General features: G+C 37.7%; 15 protein-coding genes. 6 read left to right on the forward strand and 9 right to left on the reverse strand.

Annotated features, from left to right (window positions below; translation table 11 throughout):
* Positions 1 to 28: 28 nt before the first annotated feature.
* Positions 29 to 757 (reverse strand): glutathione peroxidase, encoded by a 729-nt coding sequence (locus tag ESZ36_RS09180; RefSeq protein ID WP_146786662.1) that lies wholly within the window; start codon positions 755 to 757, stop codon positions 29 to 31.
* A gap of 296 nt (positions 758 to 1053) precedes the next feature.
* On the opposite strand from ESZ36_RS09180, the gene hutG reads away from it, so the two are divergent.
* The gene (hutG, locus tag ESZ36_RS09185) at positions 1054 to 1842 is read left to right on the forward strand and encodes an N-formylglutamate deformylase (RefSeq protein WP_146786665.1); all 789 of its coding nucleotides are present in this window, start codon (positions 1054 to 1056) and stop codon (positions 1840 to 1842) included.
* Between the two features lie 72 nt (positions 1843 to 1914).
* Complete coding sequence (locus ESZ36_RS09190) at positions 1915 to 3309, forward strand: formimidoylglutamate deiminase (protein ID WP_146786668.1); 1395 nt, start codon at positions 1915 to 1917, stop codon at positions 3307 to 3309.
* A 47-nt stretch (positions 3310 to 3356) separates the two neighbouring features.
* Here the strand turns inward: ESZ36_RS09190 and ESZ36_RS09195 are convergent, their stop codons facing one another.
* On the reverse strand, positions 3357 to 3713 hold the full coding sequence (locus ESZ36_RS09195; protein ID WP_170235813.1) for a hypothetical protein: 357 nt from the start codon (positions 3711 to 3713) through the stop codon (positions 3357 to 3359).
* Between the two features lie 175 nt (positions 3714 to 3888).
* On the opposite strand from ESZ36_RS09195, the gene ccoG reads away from it, so the two are divergent.
* The 3 genes from ccoG (at position 3889) to ESZ36_RS09210 (ending at position 7066) form a co-directional block, all read left to right on the forward strand.
* Positions 3889 to 5352, forward strand: coding sequence for a cytochrome c oxidase accessory protein CcoG (gene ccoG / locus ESZ36_RS09200; protein ID WP_146786671.1), 1464 nt, complete (start codon positions 3889 to 3891; stop codon positions 5350 to 5352).
* The gene (locus tag ESZ36_RS09205; protein ID WP_146786673.1) at positions 5352 to 6338 is read left to right on the forward strand and encodes a serine/threonine protein kinase; all 987 of its coding nucleotides are present in this window, start codon (positions 5352 to 5354) and stop codon (positions 6336 to 6338) included. Before ccoG ends, ESZ36_RS09205 begins: the two co-directional genes overlap by 1 nt.
* Before the next feature lie 83 nt (positions 6339 to 6421).
* Positions 6422 to 7066: a thiol:disulfide interchange protein DsbA/DsbL gene (locus tag ESZ36_RS09210; protein WP_146786676.1), complete on the forward strand. Its 645-nt coding sequence runs from the start codon at positions 6422 to 6424 to the stop codon at positions 7064 to 7066.
* Between the two features lie 158 nt (positions 7067 to 7224).
* Here ESZ36_RS09210 and ESZ36_RS09215 read toward each other — a convergent pair whose 3' ends face one another.
* The 3 genes from ESZ36_RS09215 to ESZ36_RS09225 all read right to left on the reverse strand — a co-directional run bounded on the left by ESZ36_RS09215 (position 7225) and on the right by ESZ36_RS09225 (position 10395).
* The gene (locus tag ESZ36_RS09215) at positions 7225 to 8229 is read right to left on the reverse strand and encodes a trypsin-like peptidase domain-containing protein (RefSeq protein WP_246129043.1); all 1005 of its coding nucleotides are present in this window, start codon (positions 8227 to 8229) and stop codon (positions 7225 to 7227) included.
* Between the two features lie 203 nt (positions 8230 to 8432).
* Positions 8433 to 9812 (reverse strand): Do family serine endopeptidase, encoded by a 1380-nt coding sequence (locus ESZ36_RS09220; protein WP_146786682.1) that lies wholly within the window; start codon positions 9810 to 9812, stop codon positions 8433 to 8435.
* Positions 9813 to 9939: 127 nt separating this feature from the next.
* Positions 9940 to 10395, reverse strand: a complete 456-nt coding sequence (locus ESZ36_RS09225) for a Z-ring associated ZapG family protein (protein WP_146786685.1) — start codon at positions 10393 to 10395, stop codon at positions 9940 to 9942.
* Positions 10396 to 10814: 419 nt separating this feature from the next.
* Between ESZ36_RS09225 and zapE the strand changes: the two genes are divergently transcribed.
* Positions 10815 to 11930, forward strand: coding sequence for a cell division protein ZapE (zapE, locus tag ESZ36_RS09230; RefSeq protein ID WP_146786687.1), 1116 nt, complete (start codon positions 10815 to 10817; stop codon positions 11928 to 11930).
* A gap of 102 nt (positions 11931 to 12032) precedes the next feature.
* Here the strand turns inward: zapE and ESZ36_RS09235 are convergent, their stop codons facing one another.
* The 4 genes from ESZ36_RS09235 to folB all read right to left on the reverse strand — a co-directional run bounded on the left by ESZ36_RS09235 (position 12033) and on the right by folB (position 14717).
* A complete protein-coding gene (locus tag ESZ36_RS09235) occupies positions 12033 to 12875 on the reverse strand; it encodes a tetratricopeptide repeat protein (protein ID WP_146786690.1) in 843 nt (280 codons plus the stop codon).
* Between the two features lie 90 nt (positions 12876 to 12965).
* Positions 12966 to 13787, reverse strand: coding sequence for an undecaprenyl-diphosphate phosphatase (locus ESZ36_RS09240; RefSeq protein WP_146786693.1), 822 nt, complete (start codon positions 13785 to 13787; stop codon positions 12966 to 12968).
* Positions 13788 to 13848: 61 nt separating this feature from the next.
* Entirely contained in the window at positions 13849 to 14346 is a 498-nt protein-coding gene (gene folK / locus ESZ36_RS09245) for a 2-amino-4-hydroxy-6-hydroxymethyldihydropteridine diphosphokinase (protein ID WP_146786697.1), read from the reverse strand.
* Positions 14346 to 14717 carry a dihydroneopterin aldolase gene (folB, locus tag ESZ36_RS09250; RefSeq protein ID WP_146786700.1) on the reverse strand — a complete coding sequence of 124 codons (372 nt, stop codon included), beginning with the start codon at positions 14715 to 14717 and terminating at the stop codon, positions 14346 to 14348. Before folB ends, folK begins: the two co-directional genes overlap by 1 nt.
* Positions 14718 to 14818 lie beyond the last annotated feature (101 nt).

A 14818-nucleotide genomic window follows, 5' to 3' on the forward strand; every position in this document is an offset into this window, starting at 1 on the left:
TTTAGCGCTTTAATAGTCTAAATACGTACTAGCTAAAGTGCTTTACTAATTCATCATTACCGCCAATATGCTTACCATCGATAAATATCTGTGGTGTGGTATCAGCATTTGAAATAGCACGCATTGCCGTAATTGTTGTGTCTTCACCTAGTACTAACTCTTCATACTGTAAACCTTGTTCAGCTAATAATGCTTTAGCTTTAGTACAGTGAGAACAACCATGTTTGGTGAAAATAGCCACTTCAGTGCTTTGAACTGCTTCAGGGTTGATGAAGTTAAGCATGGTATCGGCATCAGATACTTCAAATGGGTCACCCGGTAAATCAGGTTCAATGAACATTTTTTCAATAACACCATTTTTAACTAACATAGCGTAGCGCCAGCTTCGTTTGCCGAATCCTATTGCTGCTTTATCAACTAACAAGCCCATGCCTTGAGTAAATTCACCATTACCATCAGGAATAAAGCTAATGTTATCGGCATCTTGATCTTTTGCCCAAGCATTCATTACAAAGGTATCATTTACAGAGATACAAATAATTTCATCAACGCCATTGGCTGAGAATTTAGCCGCTAATTCGTTATATCGTGGCAGGTGAGATGATGAACACGTTGGTGTAAATGCACCAGGTAATGAAAAAACTACCACTGTTTTGTTGGCAAAAATTTCCTCAGAATTGCGAGTACTACATGTGTCATCAGCTATAATTGGAAAGGTAACTGAAGGGACTTTTTGACCGGTAATATCAGTAAACATAATGAAATCCTTTAGGGTTAGTTGTCATTTTTTTGCCAAGTAACTACTTGACTCAATTCGTTAAGATGCAGCTATTATGATAGTTCAAGTTTTTTAAGTAAAATCTATTAAACCTATCACTGCAATAGGTTTAACCTATTAATAAGTCGAGTTAACAACATATCAAAATTATCATATTAAAACGAGCAAAAGAAAAGAATTTCATCTGTCCTTGCTCAGAGTAACTAACGCATGATAAATTAGCTGCTACCAAGTTGTATATACAATTTGATCGGTAGCCAATTATAGGTGATAGTATGAATACAAGTTATGACTTGACCACGGGTAATATTGCTATGTTAATTAGTATGCCACATAACGGGCAATTAATTCCCGACAGCATAGTCCGTAACATGACGAAGACTGCTCATCAGGTTCCTGATACCGATTGGTATATGGATAAGCTTTATGATTTTGCTCAAGATCTTGGTATTTCTATTATTAAGCCTAAATACAGTCGCTACGTTATCGATTTAAACAGAAATATTGATGGTATAAATTTATACCCAGGAGCGAACAGTACTGAGCTTTGCCCAACAACCTCATTTGATTTATCGCCATTATATATCAGCGGGAAAGAGCCTGATGAGGCTGAGATCAACCGTAGAATTGAATGTTATTGGCAACCTTATCACCAAGCCATAAAAAATACGCTAGCCGAAATGAAAGCACAATATGGCAAAGTTGTGTTACTTGATGCTCACTCAATATTGTCACAAGTTCCGCGGTTTTTTGAAGGACAATTGCCTGATTTTAATTTTGGTAGCGTTAATGGATCGAGCTGTAGTGCTGAACTGATTAATAAAATAGAACAACTTGATTTATCGCCATACTCTACTGTGGTCAATGGTCGCTTTAAGGGCGGATACATTACTCGTGGCTATGGTAGCCCAGCAGAAAATGTTCATGCACTTCAGTTAGAGCTATCACAACGAACTTATATGGATGAACCAAGTGATCATTACAATGAGTTAAAAGCAGAAAAAGTGAAAGAAAAGTTGCTGGCGTTTGTGCAATGTTTAGCCGATTTCACTCAATATAAGTAAGCCTTTACCTCTTTGGCAAATTAAGCAAGCAAGTCCAGTAGACAAATTCAGTAGACCAATTAGTAGAGCAATATGAAATTATACGCAGAAAATATTTTATTAAATGATGGTTGGGCAAGTAAACAAACTATCACTATAGAGCAGGGCGTAATCACCGCTATTGACGCTGGCATGATTGAAGGCGCTGAAATAGCTGAGGGCGCTGTGCTTCCTGGCATGGTTAATTGTCATTCACACGCTTTCCAGCGTGCTTTCGCAGGTTTTAGTGAACAAGGCAGTGAAGGACAAGACAGTTTTTGGACATGGCGAAAGATCATGTATCAATTTTTGGCACAGTTGACTGATGTTGATGCTAAAAACATTGCTAAACAGCTGTATATTGAAATGCTAAAAATGGGCTATACCCGTGTCGCCGAGTTTCATTATTTACATCATGATATTGATGGTAGCCGTTATGATTCTAGTCTTACTGCAGACAATTCAGCTAGCTTAACTACTATGGCACAAGCTATTTTTGATGCAGCAAAAGAGTCTGGTATTGGTTTGACGTTGTTACCTGTACTTTATCAACACAGTGGCTTTGGTGAACAAGCACCGAGTGATGGACAAAAACGATTTATCAACTCAACTGAGCAATTTAATCAATTAGTCAGTGATTGTTTTACCTTAAGTGAACAATATTCGAATACTAATGTGGGTATTGCGCCTCATTCCTTACGTGCTGTTGATAAAACATCACTACTTAGTGCAGTGGAACATGTGCGTAGCTTAGACAATCAAGCACCTATTCATATTCATATTAGTGAGCAACAAAAGGAGGTTGATGATTGTTTGGCCCATTTTGGGAAAAGACCGGTGCAATGGCTGCTTGATAATGTTGAGCTTGATAAACATTGGTGTTTAATTCATGCAACGCATATTGATGAAACAGAAAGAAAAGGCATTATTGCTAAAGAGGCCATTGCAGGAATTTGCCCAACAACTGAAGCTAATTTAGGCGATGGAATTTTCCCAACCACAGAGTTTCTCGCTGATAAAGGCACTATTGCTATTGGCTCTGATAGCCACATTTCAGTAAATCCGATTGAAGAATTACGCTGGCTTGAATATTCGCAACGCCTTATAAAGCAACAACGTGCTATTTTAGCAACAGATGAGCATGCTTCTGTTGGGCAAAACTTATGGCAACAAGCGGCAATGGGCGGTGCGCAAAGTACCAATAGCAATACCGGGAGTTTAGCCATTGGCAAGCAGGCTGACTTATTAGTACTGGACAAGGATAAAACCAAATTATTTGCCAGTGCTAGCCATCATATACTCGATAGTATGATTTTTGCGAGTCAGCAAAACCCAGTGTCAGATGTAATGGTTAATGGTGTGTGGCAGATAAGAGCGCAACAGCATGTTGAACAAAAGCAAGCGAGCGATAACTTTGCTAACTTACTCATAAGGTTATCTGCTAACTAGTATAGGTTTTACGTGCAGGTCTGAGAAATATGCTTTAAACCCAAGGTTTAAAGCATATTTGTGTAGCGATCTATAGTTGAGCAAACTTTCTTTTCATTGGTAATATGAAAATCAATGTCTCTGGTGTCTGTTTGACAAATGCTTAAGTAAAATGCCTTAACATTATCTCTTGAAGAGGTAATTGCTTTTAACCGTTCAACTTCTTTCTCTGAAAAACTCTCTAGTTCACTTTCTAAATCTAGATAAATCTTATCGGCCTTTAAGCGTACTTTAGTATCACTGAACTCACCGAAACCATCAAGCAGAGCTTGCTTTTGCTCGTTATAAAACTCAGTTACTTTTTCGTTTGGATAGAAATGTAAATAGAGTGATGCGGCCACGATTAAGATCAATAAATGCTTCATAAGATGCCATATAATAAATGAGAAGAGTGGATTTTATATTAATTAGTCGGTTTACGGTATAAATTATTAGCTATTGTCGGCTTTTGTTAATAAAATCATTTATCTTTTTGATACTAGCTTGTAGCCAGTTAGTCATTTTTTTTAGTAGTTATTTTTCGCTTAACAAGGATTTATCGTGAGAGCAAACGACCAATCATCCTCTACGCCTAAGACAAATAAGCCTGTGGTAGAGCAGCATATCCCAATCAAAAATGTCAAGATTCATGGCAGTAAAAATACGGGTAAAGAACGCTATAAACCAGGTGACCAAATATATGTTCGTAAAGTATCTGGCTTTTTCCAAAAACTAAGACAACGTATGAACTTGGTTTATTTTGCTTTCTTTTTAATGCTTCCTTGGCTTCAATTTAATGGTCATCAAGCTGTATTGTTCGACATTAGTGAACAGCGATTTACCATATTTAACCTAACACTCTGGCCACAAGATTTAACCCTGCTGGCATGGTTCTTTATCCTAGGTGCATTTCTACTCTTCTTTGTTACCACTTTCTTAGGGCGTGTGTGGTGTGGTTATATGTGCCCACAAACCGTTTGGACCTTCATTTTTATTTGGTTTGAAGAAAAGATTGAAGGTACGGCTAACCAGCGTAGGAAGCTAGACGGACAAAAGATGACTAGTAATAAGGTTATTCGAAAAACCTTAAAACATAGTGCCTGGTTATTATTCTCCTTATTTACCGCGATGACATTTGCTGGTTACTTTTCACCGATGCAAGATCTATTCGTTGATGTTTTCACCTTAGATACCAGTGTGATGATGGCGGGTATTTTAGCCTTTTTCACCTTTGCCACCTATGGTAATGCGGGATGGATGCGAGAAACTGTTTGTTTGCACATGTGCCCATATGCGCGCTTCCAGTCAGCTATGTTTGATAAAGATACCCTAACGGTTGCCTATGATGCTGAACGCGGCGAGGGACGAGGTGCACGTGGTCGTAAACAAGATCATAAGGCAATGGGACTTGGCGACTGTATTGATTGTAATTTATGTGTTGAAGTTTGCCCTACTGGTATAGATATCCGTAACGGCTTGCAATATGAATGTATTAATTGTGGTTCTTGTGTTGATGCTTGTTCGGGTGTTATGAGTAAGATGAATTATCCGCAAGGTCTCATTCGTTATACCACAGAGCATGAATTGAAAGGCAAGAAAGTTCATCTAGTTCGCTCTAAGCTTATTGGTTATGCGGTATTGCTTGTTATTATGAGCACTATGTTACTACTTGAAATTGTTAATCGTGTACCTTTATCGTTAGATATCATTCGCGATCGCACTGAGTTAGCAAGAGAAAATTTTAATGGTGAAATTGAAAATGTTTATACGTTAAAAATTCTTAATATGTCACAAACTGATAATACTTATAAACTTTCTGTAAAGGGTATTGAGAATACCCTGTGGCACGGCAAACAAGAAGTGCTAGTTGAGGCTGCGACAGTTTATACACTGCCTATCAGTATTTCGGTTGACCCATATGAATTGGAAAAGTACATGAGTAATATTACCTTTGTTGTAGAACAAGTTTCACCGGAAAGTGATGCGAGAATCGAGCAAGAAAGCCGATTTTTTAATAAACGCTAATGGCATCATTTGATTTCAGTGCCTTGTCACCAGATTTAATTATTGATGGCTTAGAGAGTGCCGGTTTTAGTGTTGATAGTGGTTTATTAGCACTTAATAGCTATGAGAACCGTGTCTATCAATTTCATGATGATAATTTAGTTAAATATGTGACCAAGTTTTACCGACCACAGCGTTGGCAGCTTGCCCAAATAAACGAAGAACATGACTTTTCTTTTGAGTTGGAGGAGCAAGAGTTACCCATTGTTGCGCCACTAAAAATAAACGGACAAAGTTTATTTGAGCACAAAGGTTATCATTTCGCGGTATTTCCCTGTCGAGGCGGCCGTATTTTTGAGGTTGATAACCTTAACCAGTTAGAATGGATGGGGCGCTTTATTGCGCGCATTCATGCTGTTTCGTCGCAAAATGACTTCATACAGCGGCCAGATTTTAATAGCGATGAGTTACTTTTCCAAGCCCGTGAAACTATCAAAGCTTCAAATTATGTACCAAAAAGTTTAACTACACCCTTTTTTACTATTTTGGACCAAGTCATTGAGGTAGCAGCTAAGCAGTATTTACCTGCACAGCACATGCAGCAAATTCGCTTACATGGTGATTGTCACGCAGGTAATATTTTATGGCGTGATGAAGGACCTCACTTTGTTGATTTAGATGATTGTCGAACAGGACCTGCTATTCAAGACCTTTGGATGATGCTATCAGGTGATAGACAACAGCAGCTGTTACAACTTGATACACTATTAATGGGGTATGAAGAGTTCTTTACGTTTGAAAATGACCAGCTTTTTTTGATAGAATCACTAAGAACTATGCGCGTTGTTAATTACATGGCGTGGTTATGTAAACGTTGGCATGATCCAGCTTTCCCACAAAACTTTCCTTGGTTTAATACTGAGAAGTATTGGGAGCAGCAAATACTAATGCTTAAAGAGCAAATGTCAGCATTGCAACAACCGCCGTTAAGTTTGAATAATTTTTAGCTTTAATTACTGATAATTAGTAAGTAATGTAAATTACTGAGATTAGTTACTGTGGTGGGGCAATTTTACTTTAGGAAATAATAATGAATAAATTACTAAGATCTCTTTTGTTAATGCCGTTGTTGGCTTTATCGGTAAACGCTGCAGCTGCACAATACACTGAGGGTGAGCAATATACTAAAGTGAATGAAACGGTAACTAAGAAAAAAGAAGTGAGAGAATACTTCTCAGTATATTGTGGTCACTGCTTTAAGTTTGAACCTATCATGCATGGTCTTAAAAAGAGTTTACCCGAGGATGCTTCATTTGAGCGTAATCATGTAGATTTTCTTCGTGCGGCTAGCCCTAAGATTCAGCAAATGATCACTAAAGCTACTGTTGTCGCAGAGCAATTAGGTGACACAGATAAATTGATTGGTGCTGTCTTTAATTATATTCAGGTACAGCGAGCGGTTATTACTTCAGAAAAAGATTTACGCAATATATTTGTCTTAAACGGTGCTGACGGTGATAAATTTGATAAGTTAATGAAAAGTTTTAGTGTTAACTCTCAAGCAAAATCAATGAAAAAAAACCAAGACAATATGACCGCTAAACGCGTATTAACGGGTGTGCCAACGATTATTGTTAATGGGAAATATAAAATTGACCCTGCTAAATTAGACAAAAATAATTTTGAGCAAGACTACCAAAACTTAGTAAAATACTTACTTGAATTAGACTCATAAGCGTTACAACCAATGGCAGCTAGTTGATAATACTTGGTTAATAGCACTTCAGTTAATATAAGTAGTTATTAAAGTTAGTTAATAAAAAGGCAGAAGGTACTTATACCATCTGCCTTTTTTTTTTTATGGGTGACTATATTGATTTGTTATAACTAAAGTTAGTTGGTCAACTCAATGATTTTTACCTTAGCTTCTATGGTATTGCCTTGTCGATAAATCTTGAAGGTTAGCTCTGTATTTGGCTGGGTTTCAGCAATGATATCTAAGGCATCAGTTACGCTATTAATCGACTCATTATCGATCTGATAAACGACATCACCTACTTGTATTCCAGCTGCTTTTGCAGGACTATTATCCATTACTTCTTCAACAACAAACCCTTTGAGCTCTTTATGGTAACGGTTAGTGGAAATACCTAACCAACCACGTACCACTTTGCCATTTTCAATTATTTGTCGCATTACTTTGTAAGCTAATTGATAAGGTACAGCAAAGAAAATTCCTTGGATTGATAATTGTGGATTTGACTGGGTGAATTTTCTTGAATTAATTCCGACTAAAATACCATTACTGTTAATAAGTGCTCCGCCGGAATTGCCTTCATTGATAGCAGCATCCATTTGTAAAAACTCTAAATAGCTAGTGTTACTCAGACCATTACGGCCTGTTGCACTAATAATACCTTGAGTCACGGTTTGACCTAAGTTTAGTGGGTTACCAATCGCAAGAACAATATCGCCAACTAGCGATGTTTGCTGCTCCTTTTGCGGGATTATAGGCAAGTTGTTAGCATTTACTTTTAGAACTGCTAAGTCAGTATAATGGTCAAAACCGATCAGCTCGGCTGGATATATCTGGCCATCTTGTAGTAGTACTTGAATAAGGTCAGCTTGGCGAATTACGTGCAAGTTAGTCAATATATAGCCATGGGTGTCCATAATCACGCCTGAGCCTAAGCGAGTACTTTTACGCGCTTTTCGACCGTATTGTGGATTCACTTCAATTTGTTGAGAATAAATATTAACAACAGCAGGGCTAGCAATGCTAACGGCTTTGGCGAATGAAAGTGGTGCTTGTTGTGCTTGGCTGCCTTTAAAAAGGCTTGTTGCTAAACTGGTATCGTTTAAGCCTGGGACTAATCCAGGTATTAGGAGTAATAACACTACAGCGATCAGGACACCGTAACTTATTGCTGTAATTGTATATTTTATTGAAGAGAAGAGTTTCAAAGGTTATCTTATTTTATGTTGTACCAATGTTTTTCAGTGTAACATAAAAAAAGCTGATTACATTGAGTTCAACCGAAGCAAGTCGGTCTCGTCAATCTAATCAGCTTAGGTATCATTTACTCAATACCTTTGTAGTGTTAACGGATCATTATGTACTGGGAATGATTATCCCGAACAATGTTTAGCGCTAATACACCACTTTTATCTTTAAGGTAATCACGTAATTGAGCAATATCTTTGATACGACTACGGTTAACGCCTGTGATGATATCACCTGCTTGAAATCCTGCCATTTGTGCCGGAGAGCCTTCGGCAACTTGTGCTATGATAATCGCTTGCTTCTTGGTGTCATTTTCTAATTTAGTACCATCTAACATAGTGTGAATGCTGGCGGCAGCAATGTCAGCACTTTGATCTTGCTTTAACTTAACGGTAAATACTTTGTTGTCACCATCTCTTATCACCGTTAACTTAACTTTTTTATTCGCGCCAATTGAACCAATTTTAGCGCGTAATTCAAAGAAGCTCTTAATTGCTTTACCATTGACGGCAATAATCACATCACCTGCTTTAATACCCGCTTCGTCGGCAGCAGAGTCGGGCATAACTTGCTCGATAAAGCCGCCTTGACTAGTTTCTAGCTCCATTGCTTTAGCAATCTCGCTATTAACACTACGTCCAGATACACCAAGAATACCGCGGTGTACTTCACCAAATTCAATTATTTGTGTAATTAGGTTATGCATCATATTACTTGGGATAGCAAAGCCAATACCGACATTACCACCACTAGGCCCTAATATCGCAGTGTTGATACCTATCAATTCACCGCGTAGGTTAACTAAAGCGCCACCGGAGTTACCACTATTTATGGCAGCATCGGTTTGGATAAAGTCTTCATAATGTTCGATATTCAGATTACTACGTCCTAGGGCACTAACAATGCCAGAAGTGACGGTTTGTCCTAGGCCAAATGGGCTACCAATAGCAACGGCAAAATCCCCAACACGCAAATTATCCGAATCGGCTAATTTGATTTCACTTAAGTTTTCAGAATCAATCTGTAATAAGGCAATGTCACTTTTTGCATCACTACCAATTTTTTTCGCTTCCAACTGACGACCATCTTTTAAGGTGATCATAATTTTGTCAGCATTTTCTATGACATGATTATTGGTAACAACATAGCCTTCATCACTATCAATAATTACACCTGAGCCTAGGCCACGAAAAGGTCTCTGTTGAGGTTGTCCTTGATTTTTTTCTTTATTACCAAAGAAAAATTTGAATGCGTCAGGTACATTTTGTTGTGGCACATTATGGGTGCCTATTACAGAGATACTAACAACAGCTGGAGTTGCATGTTCAAGCATTGGAGCTAAGCTTGGCATTACATGACCATCTACTTGGGCAGGTAAGTTTGCTAATGCAGGAGCGCTAGTAAGTGCTAAGGTAGAGGATAATAATGCGGCACTGATTACAATAGATAATTTAGATGATGTAAATGATTTTTTCATATTTAAGCGTTCTCCGAGGTTTATTGTTAACCCAATAAAAAAAGCTAACTGTAGTTCAGTTAACTTTAATAAATACTCCTAAATAGACTGAACTAAAAAGCTTTAGTTCAGTTAATCATGTATCAAATTACACTGTAGTTGTAACTTTTTGTTTCTGGTCGGCAAATAAACCACTTGGATTACCAGAATAATCAAGCGGTGCTTCAGTCATGGCTTCAGCTGCTTCACTAGCACGCTTTTGGTGACGTAAAGTCGCCGTTTGTGCAAGTTGTTGTTGAGTCTCTGCAGAGAAAAATGGCATACCTTCAACTTCTACCGTAGTCGCTTTTTGTAGTAACTGAGTACTCTCTTGCATTTGCTTCATGGCTGTTTGACAAGTGTTATTCATTTGGTCAAGTAACTTGGCTGAACTTTCTAAATGTTCGGCAACATCTAGTTTATATTGATCTAAAGCGGCTTCACTTTTATTGACTTGGTCCGCTAATTTACGTTGCTCTTGGCTTGTACTAGAAAGAAGACGATTTGCGAAAAAACCACCGATGCCGCCGATGATAAAGATGACTAGAGCTATTACTACATTCATAGAGTGTACCTTACATTGTAAATAGAAATTAAATATGGTGCCAAGATAGATTATACTATCATCTAAACAATTTACTTAGTAAAAATATCTAGGTAAAAATTTATTTTTCAAGTGTATATTTTCGTTATCAATCAAGATGCATGTTTTAGAGTACTTGAACAATTTCATTTCAAGGTGCTGTAATGAAATAATGATTATTTCATTATAAGTCACAGTAACGATTTGGTGATATTGCTCAAGTACTTTTTCCATTGAGTTAACGTAACTTTATAGCGCGTTAAATAATTAAACCATAGAGTAATTATGCGTAAATTATTTTTCTTGCCTAGGGTTATTTTAATTCTCACTGCAATCTTGCACTTTCAATAGTAACGGGTATCGACATATTAATAATTGATTCAAAATAACATAGGCTCTCAATGATAAAGCTCTCTCCTATAGATAAGTATAAACAAGATTTAACCAGAGATGATTTTCTTTTTGATGCAGCACAAGAAAATGCTGTTATTCATTTACAACGCTTATATGACGACTTACAAAGCAAGCCATTAGCTGTTTCCGGTTTTAAAAAAGTACTTAACCGCTGGAAAAAAGTATATAAAAAACAAGAACAACAACCCATTAAAGGCTTATATTTTTGGGGGGGAGTGGGTCGAGGTAAAACCTACTTAGTTGATACTTTTTTTGACAGCTTACCTTTTAAAAATAAAATGCGAGTACACTTTCATCGTTTTATGCACAGAGTTCATCAAGAACTCAAAGGTTTGTCAGGACAGTCTGACCCGCTGAAAATTATTGCTAAGAAATTTGCAGATGAAACACAAATCATCTGTTTCGATGAATTTTTTGTTTCTGATATTACCGATGCCATGATTTTAGGCACATTATTTGAGGAATTATTTGCGCATAATGTCACGTTAGTAGCGACATCTAATATTATCCCTGATGAGTTGTATCGTAATGGATTGCAACGTGAGCGCTTTTTACCGGCTATAAAACTTATCAATCAGCATACTCTCATTGTTAATGTTGATAGTGGTGTTGATTATCGTCTAAGAACCTTAGAGCAAGCGGAAATATTTCATTATCCTCTTGATGCTCAAGCAGATGAAAACTTAAAGCATTACTTTAAGCAACTCTCGGCAGATGAGGGTAAAGCAGGGCAATCTATTGAGATTCATAATCGTCCATTAGAAACTGTTTTAGTGAGTGATGGCGTGGTGTATTTTGACTTTTCAGTACTTTGTGAAAGTGCACGTAGCCAGGGTGACTACATGGAAATTAGTCAACTTTATCACACGGTATTAATGGCTAATGTTAAAGAAATGGGGCCTGATAGCGATGACACAACTCGCCGCTTTATTGCTTTGGTTGATGAATTCTATGAACGTAATGTGAAGCTGATTATGTCGGCAGAGCTGCCTTTAGATGATCTGTATAGCGGTGGTCGTTTAGCCTTTGAATTTAAGCGTTGCTTAAGCCGTTTACAAGAAATGCAATCTCATGACTATCTTGCCAGTGAACATCTTCCATAGGCGGTAGCTTCTAACTGGAAAAATAACTAAAAAGCCCGGTTCATTCATGAACCGGGCTTTTTATTATTTATACGCTAATCTTTCAGCATTTAGTTATAACTATTAATACATTAAAGTGTATAGCTTTCTACGAAACTTTGCTGCGAGAGGATCGCCATCAGGTAAAGCTTTTAATACATCAAGAAATAATTCTTTGCTTCTCTCTTTTGTACTCTCATCACCTGCTTGTACTAAACGAAATAATATCGTGAGTGCATCTTCTTGGCGATTAACTTGGCTGTACTGAGCAGCAAGTTGCTGACTGAGGTTAATATCATCAGGCGTTGCTATTAATTGTGCTTCTAACGCTTTTATTTCTGGAGAATTTTCCGCTTGCTCAGCTAATTCTAACTTGGCTATTAAAGCGTGATATTCACTATCTTGGTCAACCATCATTATGGTGTCTAATAATATTTTTGCTTCACTGTTTTTACCTGTTTGTAAGTAAACATCAATTAAGATTAACTTAATGTCAGCGCGACTATTATCAATTTCATAGGCCTGTGTTATGGCATTTTGAGCTTCAACTAGCAGGTTCTCCTCAAGTGCCGCTTTGGCTTGACCGAGTAAGAAATCTTCAGGTTTTGGTAAGTGCTTATCTAGAAATTCAGCAATGCTTGCGTCATCTTGTGGTCCAGAAATACCATCTAGAGGCTGGGCATCTTTTAATAAAATAGCCGTAGGTAAGCCTTTAATACCAAATTGCTCTGCGATTTGTCCTTGGCTTTGACAATCAACAGTCGCTAAAGTGATATGTTCGCTTAGGTTTGATAGTTTAGCCGCTAACTTATTTCGTAACTCAACACTTTCTGGCACTTGTTCAGCCCAAAAGCTAACGAGTACTAACTTGTTTCTTGACTCTTCAACAACGACTTGTTGAAAATTATCTAGGGTAATAGCAATCATATTTTATTCTCGAATGTGTTGGTAATATTTTGATAATTATATTTTTAATATGTGATTGGTGCTGTTTCTACTGAGCCCGGTAAAGGAATTCTATCCTAAGATAAACCAAAGTAAGCCAACACCTAGAATTAATCGATAGATAACAAACGGCATCATGCCTAGCTTTTCTAATAAAATGAGAAAGTAATGAATACAAGCATAGGCGCTAACAAAAGCTAACAAACTGCCTAATCCCATAGCAAACCAATCGACACTCTCAGTTGATAAAATGAGTTTTAAGGTTAAATAACTACCCGCCATCGCGATAGCAGGGATAGACAGTAAAAATGAAAAACGAGCGGCATTATCACGGCTTAAACCTAACATTAAACCAATAGTCATGGTAATACCTGAACGTGAGGTTCCAGGTATTAAAGCAACAGCTTGTGCTAAGCCAATTAACATTGCGCCTTTAAGACCTAATTTTTCCATAGGTTTATGTTTAGTGCGTTTACCTGCCTTGATATCGGCAAAACCTAAAAGGAAACCAAAAAGTAGGGTAGTCGCAGCAATCACTAATGCAGAACGTAAATGCTCCTCGATAAAGTCTTTACCTAATAAACCAAATAAGCCGGCGGGAATCGTAGCGAGTAGAATCCACCATGACAATTTAGCATCAAAACTTCCGCGACCTTTCTCTGGACCTACGCCGACAGTACCTAACCAGGCAACTGCCATAACACCAAGCTCTTTACGAAAATACATCATAACAGCCAATAAAGTGCCAACATGCACAGCAACATCAAAGGCTAGACCTTGATCTTGCCAACCTAAAACTTGTGAGGGCAATATTAAATGTGCTGAACTGGAAATAGGCAAGAATTCGGTTAAGCCTTGTAATAAGGCCAGAATAATTATTTCTAAAGTGCTCATGGGGTGTTAGTTGTCCTTTACTATTTTTGGATGGGATAATTAAATTTAATCAGAATCGTCACTACCAGCAGTTAGCTACAATACTAAGTTGCTGACTGGTTTTATTATAGGCTTGCCATAAGTCTCGATAATTTTGTTTTACAATAGGGTGGGTAAGCCCAGGTGCAACTTGACTCAAAGGCCATAAAACAAAGGCATTTTTAGTTATTTCATCACGGGGTAGTTGTGCTGGTTGGTCAATAATTAAATCATCAAACAATAACAAATCAAGATCTAAGCTACGTGGGCTAAACTTCTTCGCGTTATGGTCACGGCCGTGAGAAAATTCTATGGCGCGTAACATACTGGCCACTTCTTCGATGCTTTGTGTGCATTTGATGCCTATCACCATATTATAAAAAGCGGCACCATCAAAACCAACGGCCTTGCTTTCAAATAAGGACGATAATGTTAACTGTTCAAATGGCAGCTCAAATGCTTTAGCTAACGAGAGTAGACCTTGCTTAACGTAATGCTCACGGTTAATGTTGCTACCCAATGAAATATAGATTTGAGCCATTAAGCGATTATCTCAACAGTTTGCGTACCACGTTCAATTTCAACACCAACAGTTTGGGCATTATGAACTGCGCCAGGTTTACCAATGAATAGCTTTAACCAGGGTATTTGGTATTGAGTCATTAAATAACTTGCTAAGCGTTCAGCAAGCGTCTCAATTAAGTCAACGGGATTATCGTTGGCAAAGCGCTCTATAGCGACTGAGATATCGGCATAATCCAATGTTTTTGCTAGTTCGTCATTCAGCGCTGCATTGGCCGTATTCCAGCCCATGGCTAGATCAATGACCAAGGTTTGCTTTATCTCTTTTTCCCACTGAAAAAAACCAATAGTGGTTTGGATACTTAAACCCTTGATGAACACCTTATCCATGACTTACCTGTTATGTTGTTAGAAGAACTATTGCAGTACTTAGGCAATTGTTACAAAATAAGAAAGGATTTTACCTGCGAAGTGGTAGAAAAACTAGCAGA

Origin of the sequence: Colwellia demingiae, assembly GCF_007954275.1 — a bacterium.
GTDB classification, from domain to species: Bacteria; Pseudomonadota; Gammaproteobacteria; order Enterobacterales; family Alteromonadaceae; genus Colwellia; species Colwellia demingiae.

Bases quoted from the DNA above. Each gene is read 5' to 3' on its own strand.
- ESZ36_RS09180 (WP_146786662.1), bottom strand. From the start codon at position 757: ATGTTTACTGATATTACCGGTCAAAAAGTCCCTTCAGTTACCTTTCCA.
- hutG (WP_146786665.1), top strand. From the start codon at position 1,054: ATGAATACAAGTTATGACTTGACCACGGGTAATATTGCTATGTTAATT.
- ESZ36_RS09190 (WP_146786668.1), top strand. From the start codon at position 1,915: ATGAAATTATACGCAGAAAATATTTTATTAAATGATGGTTGGGCAAGT.
- ESZ36_RS09195 (WP_170235813.1), bottom strand. From the start codon at position 3,713: ATGAAGCATTTATTGATCTTAATCGTGGCCGCATCACTCTATTTACAT.
- ESZ36_RS09205 (WP_146786673.1), top strand. From the start codon at position 5,352: ATGGCATCATTTGATTTCAGTGCCTTGTCACCAGATTTAATTATTGAT.
- ESZ36_RS09210 (WP_146786676.1), top strand. From the start codon at position 6,422: ATGAATAAATTACTAAGATCTCTTTTGTTAATGCCGTTGTTGGCTTTA.
- ESZ36_RS09220 (WP_146786682.1), bottom strand. From the start codon at position 9,812: ATGAAAAAATCATTTACATCATCTAAATTATCTATTGTAATCAGTGCC.
- ESZ36_RS09225 (WP_146786685.1), bottom strand. From the start codon at position 10,395: ATGAATGTAGTAATAGCTCTAGTCATCTTTATCATCGGCGGCATCGGT.
- zapE (WP_146786687.1), top strand. From the start codon at position 10,815: ATGATAAAGCTCTCTCCTATAGATAAGTATAAACAAGATTTAACCAGA.
- ESZ36_RS09235 (WP_146786690.1), bottom strand. From the start codon at position 12,875: ATGATTGCTATTACCCTAGATAATTTTCAACAAGTCGTTGTTGAAGAG.
- ESZ36_RS09240 (WP_146786693.1), bottom strand. From the start codon at position 13,787: ATGAGCACTTTAGAAATAATTATTCTGGCCTTATTACAAGGCTTAACC.
- folK (WP_146786697.1), bottom strand. From the start codon at position 14,346: ATGGCTCAAATCTATATTTCATTGGGTAGCAACATTAACCGTGAGCAT.
- folB (WP_146786700.1), bottom strand. From the start codon at position 14,717: ATGGATAAGGTGTTCATCAAGGGTTTAAGTATCCAAACCACTATTGGT.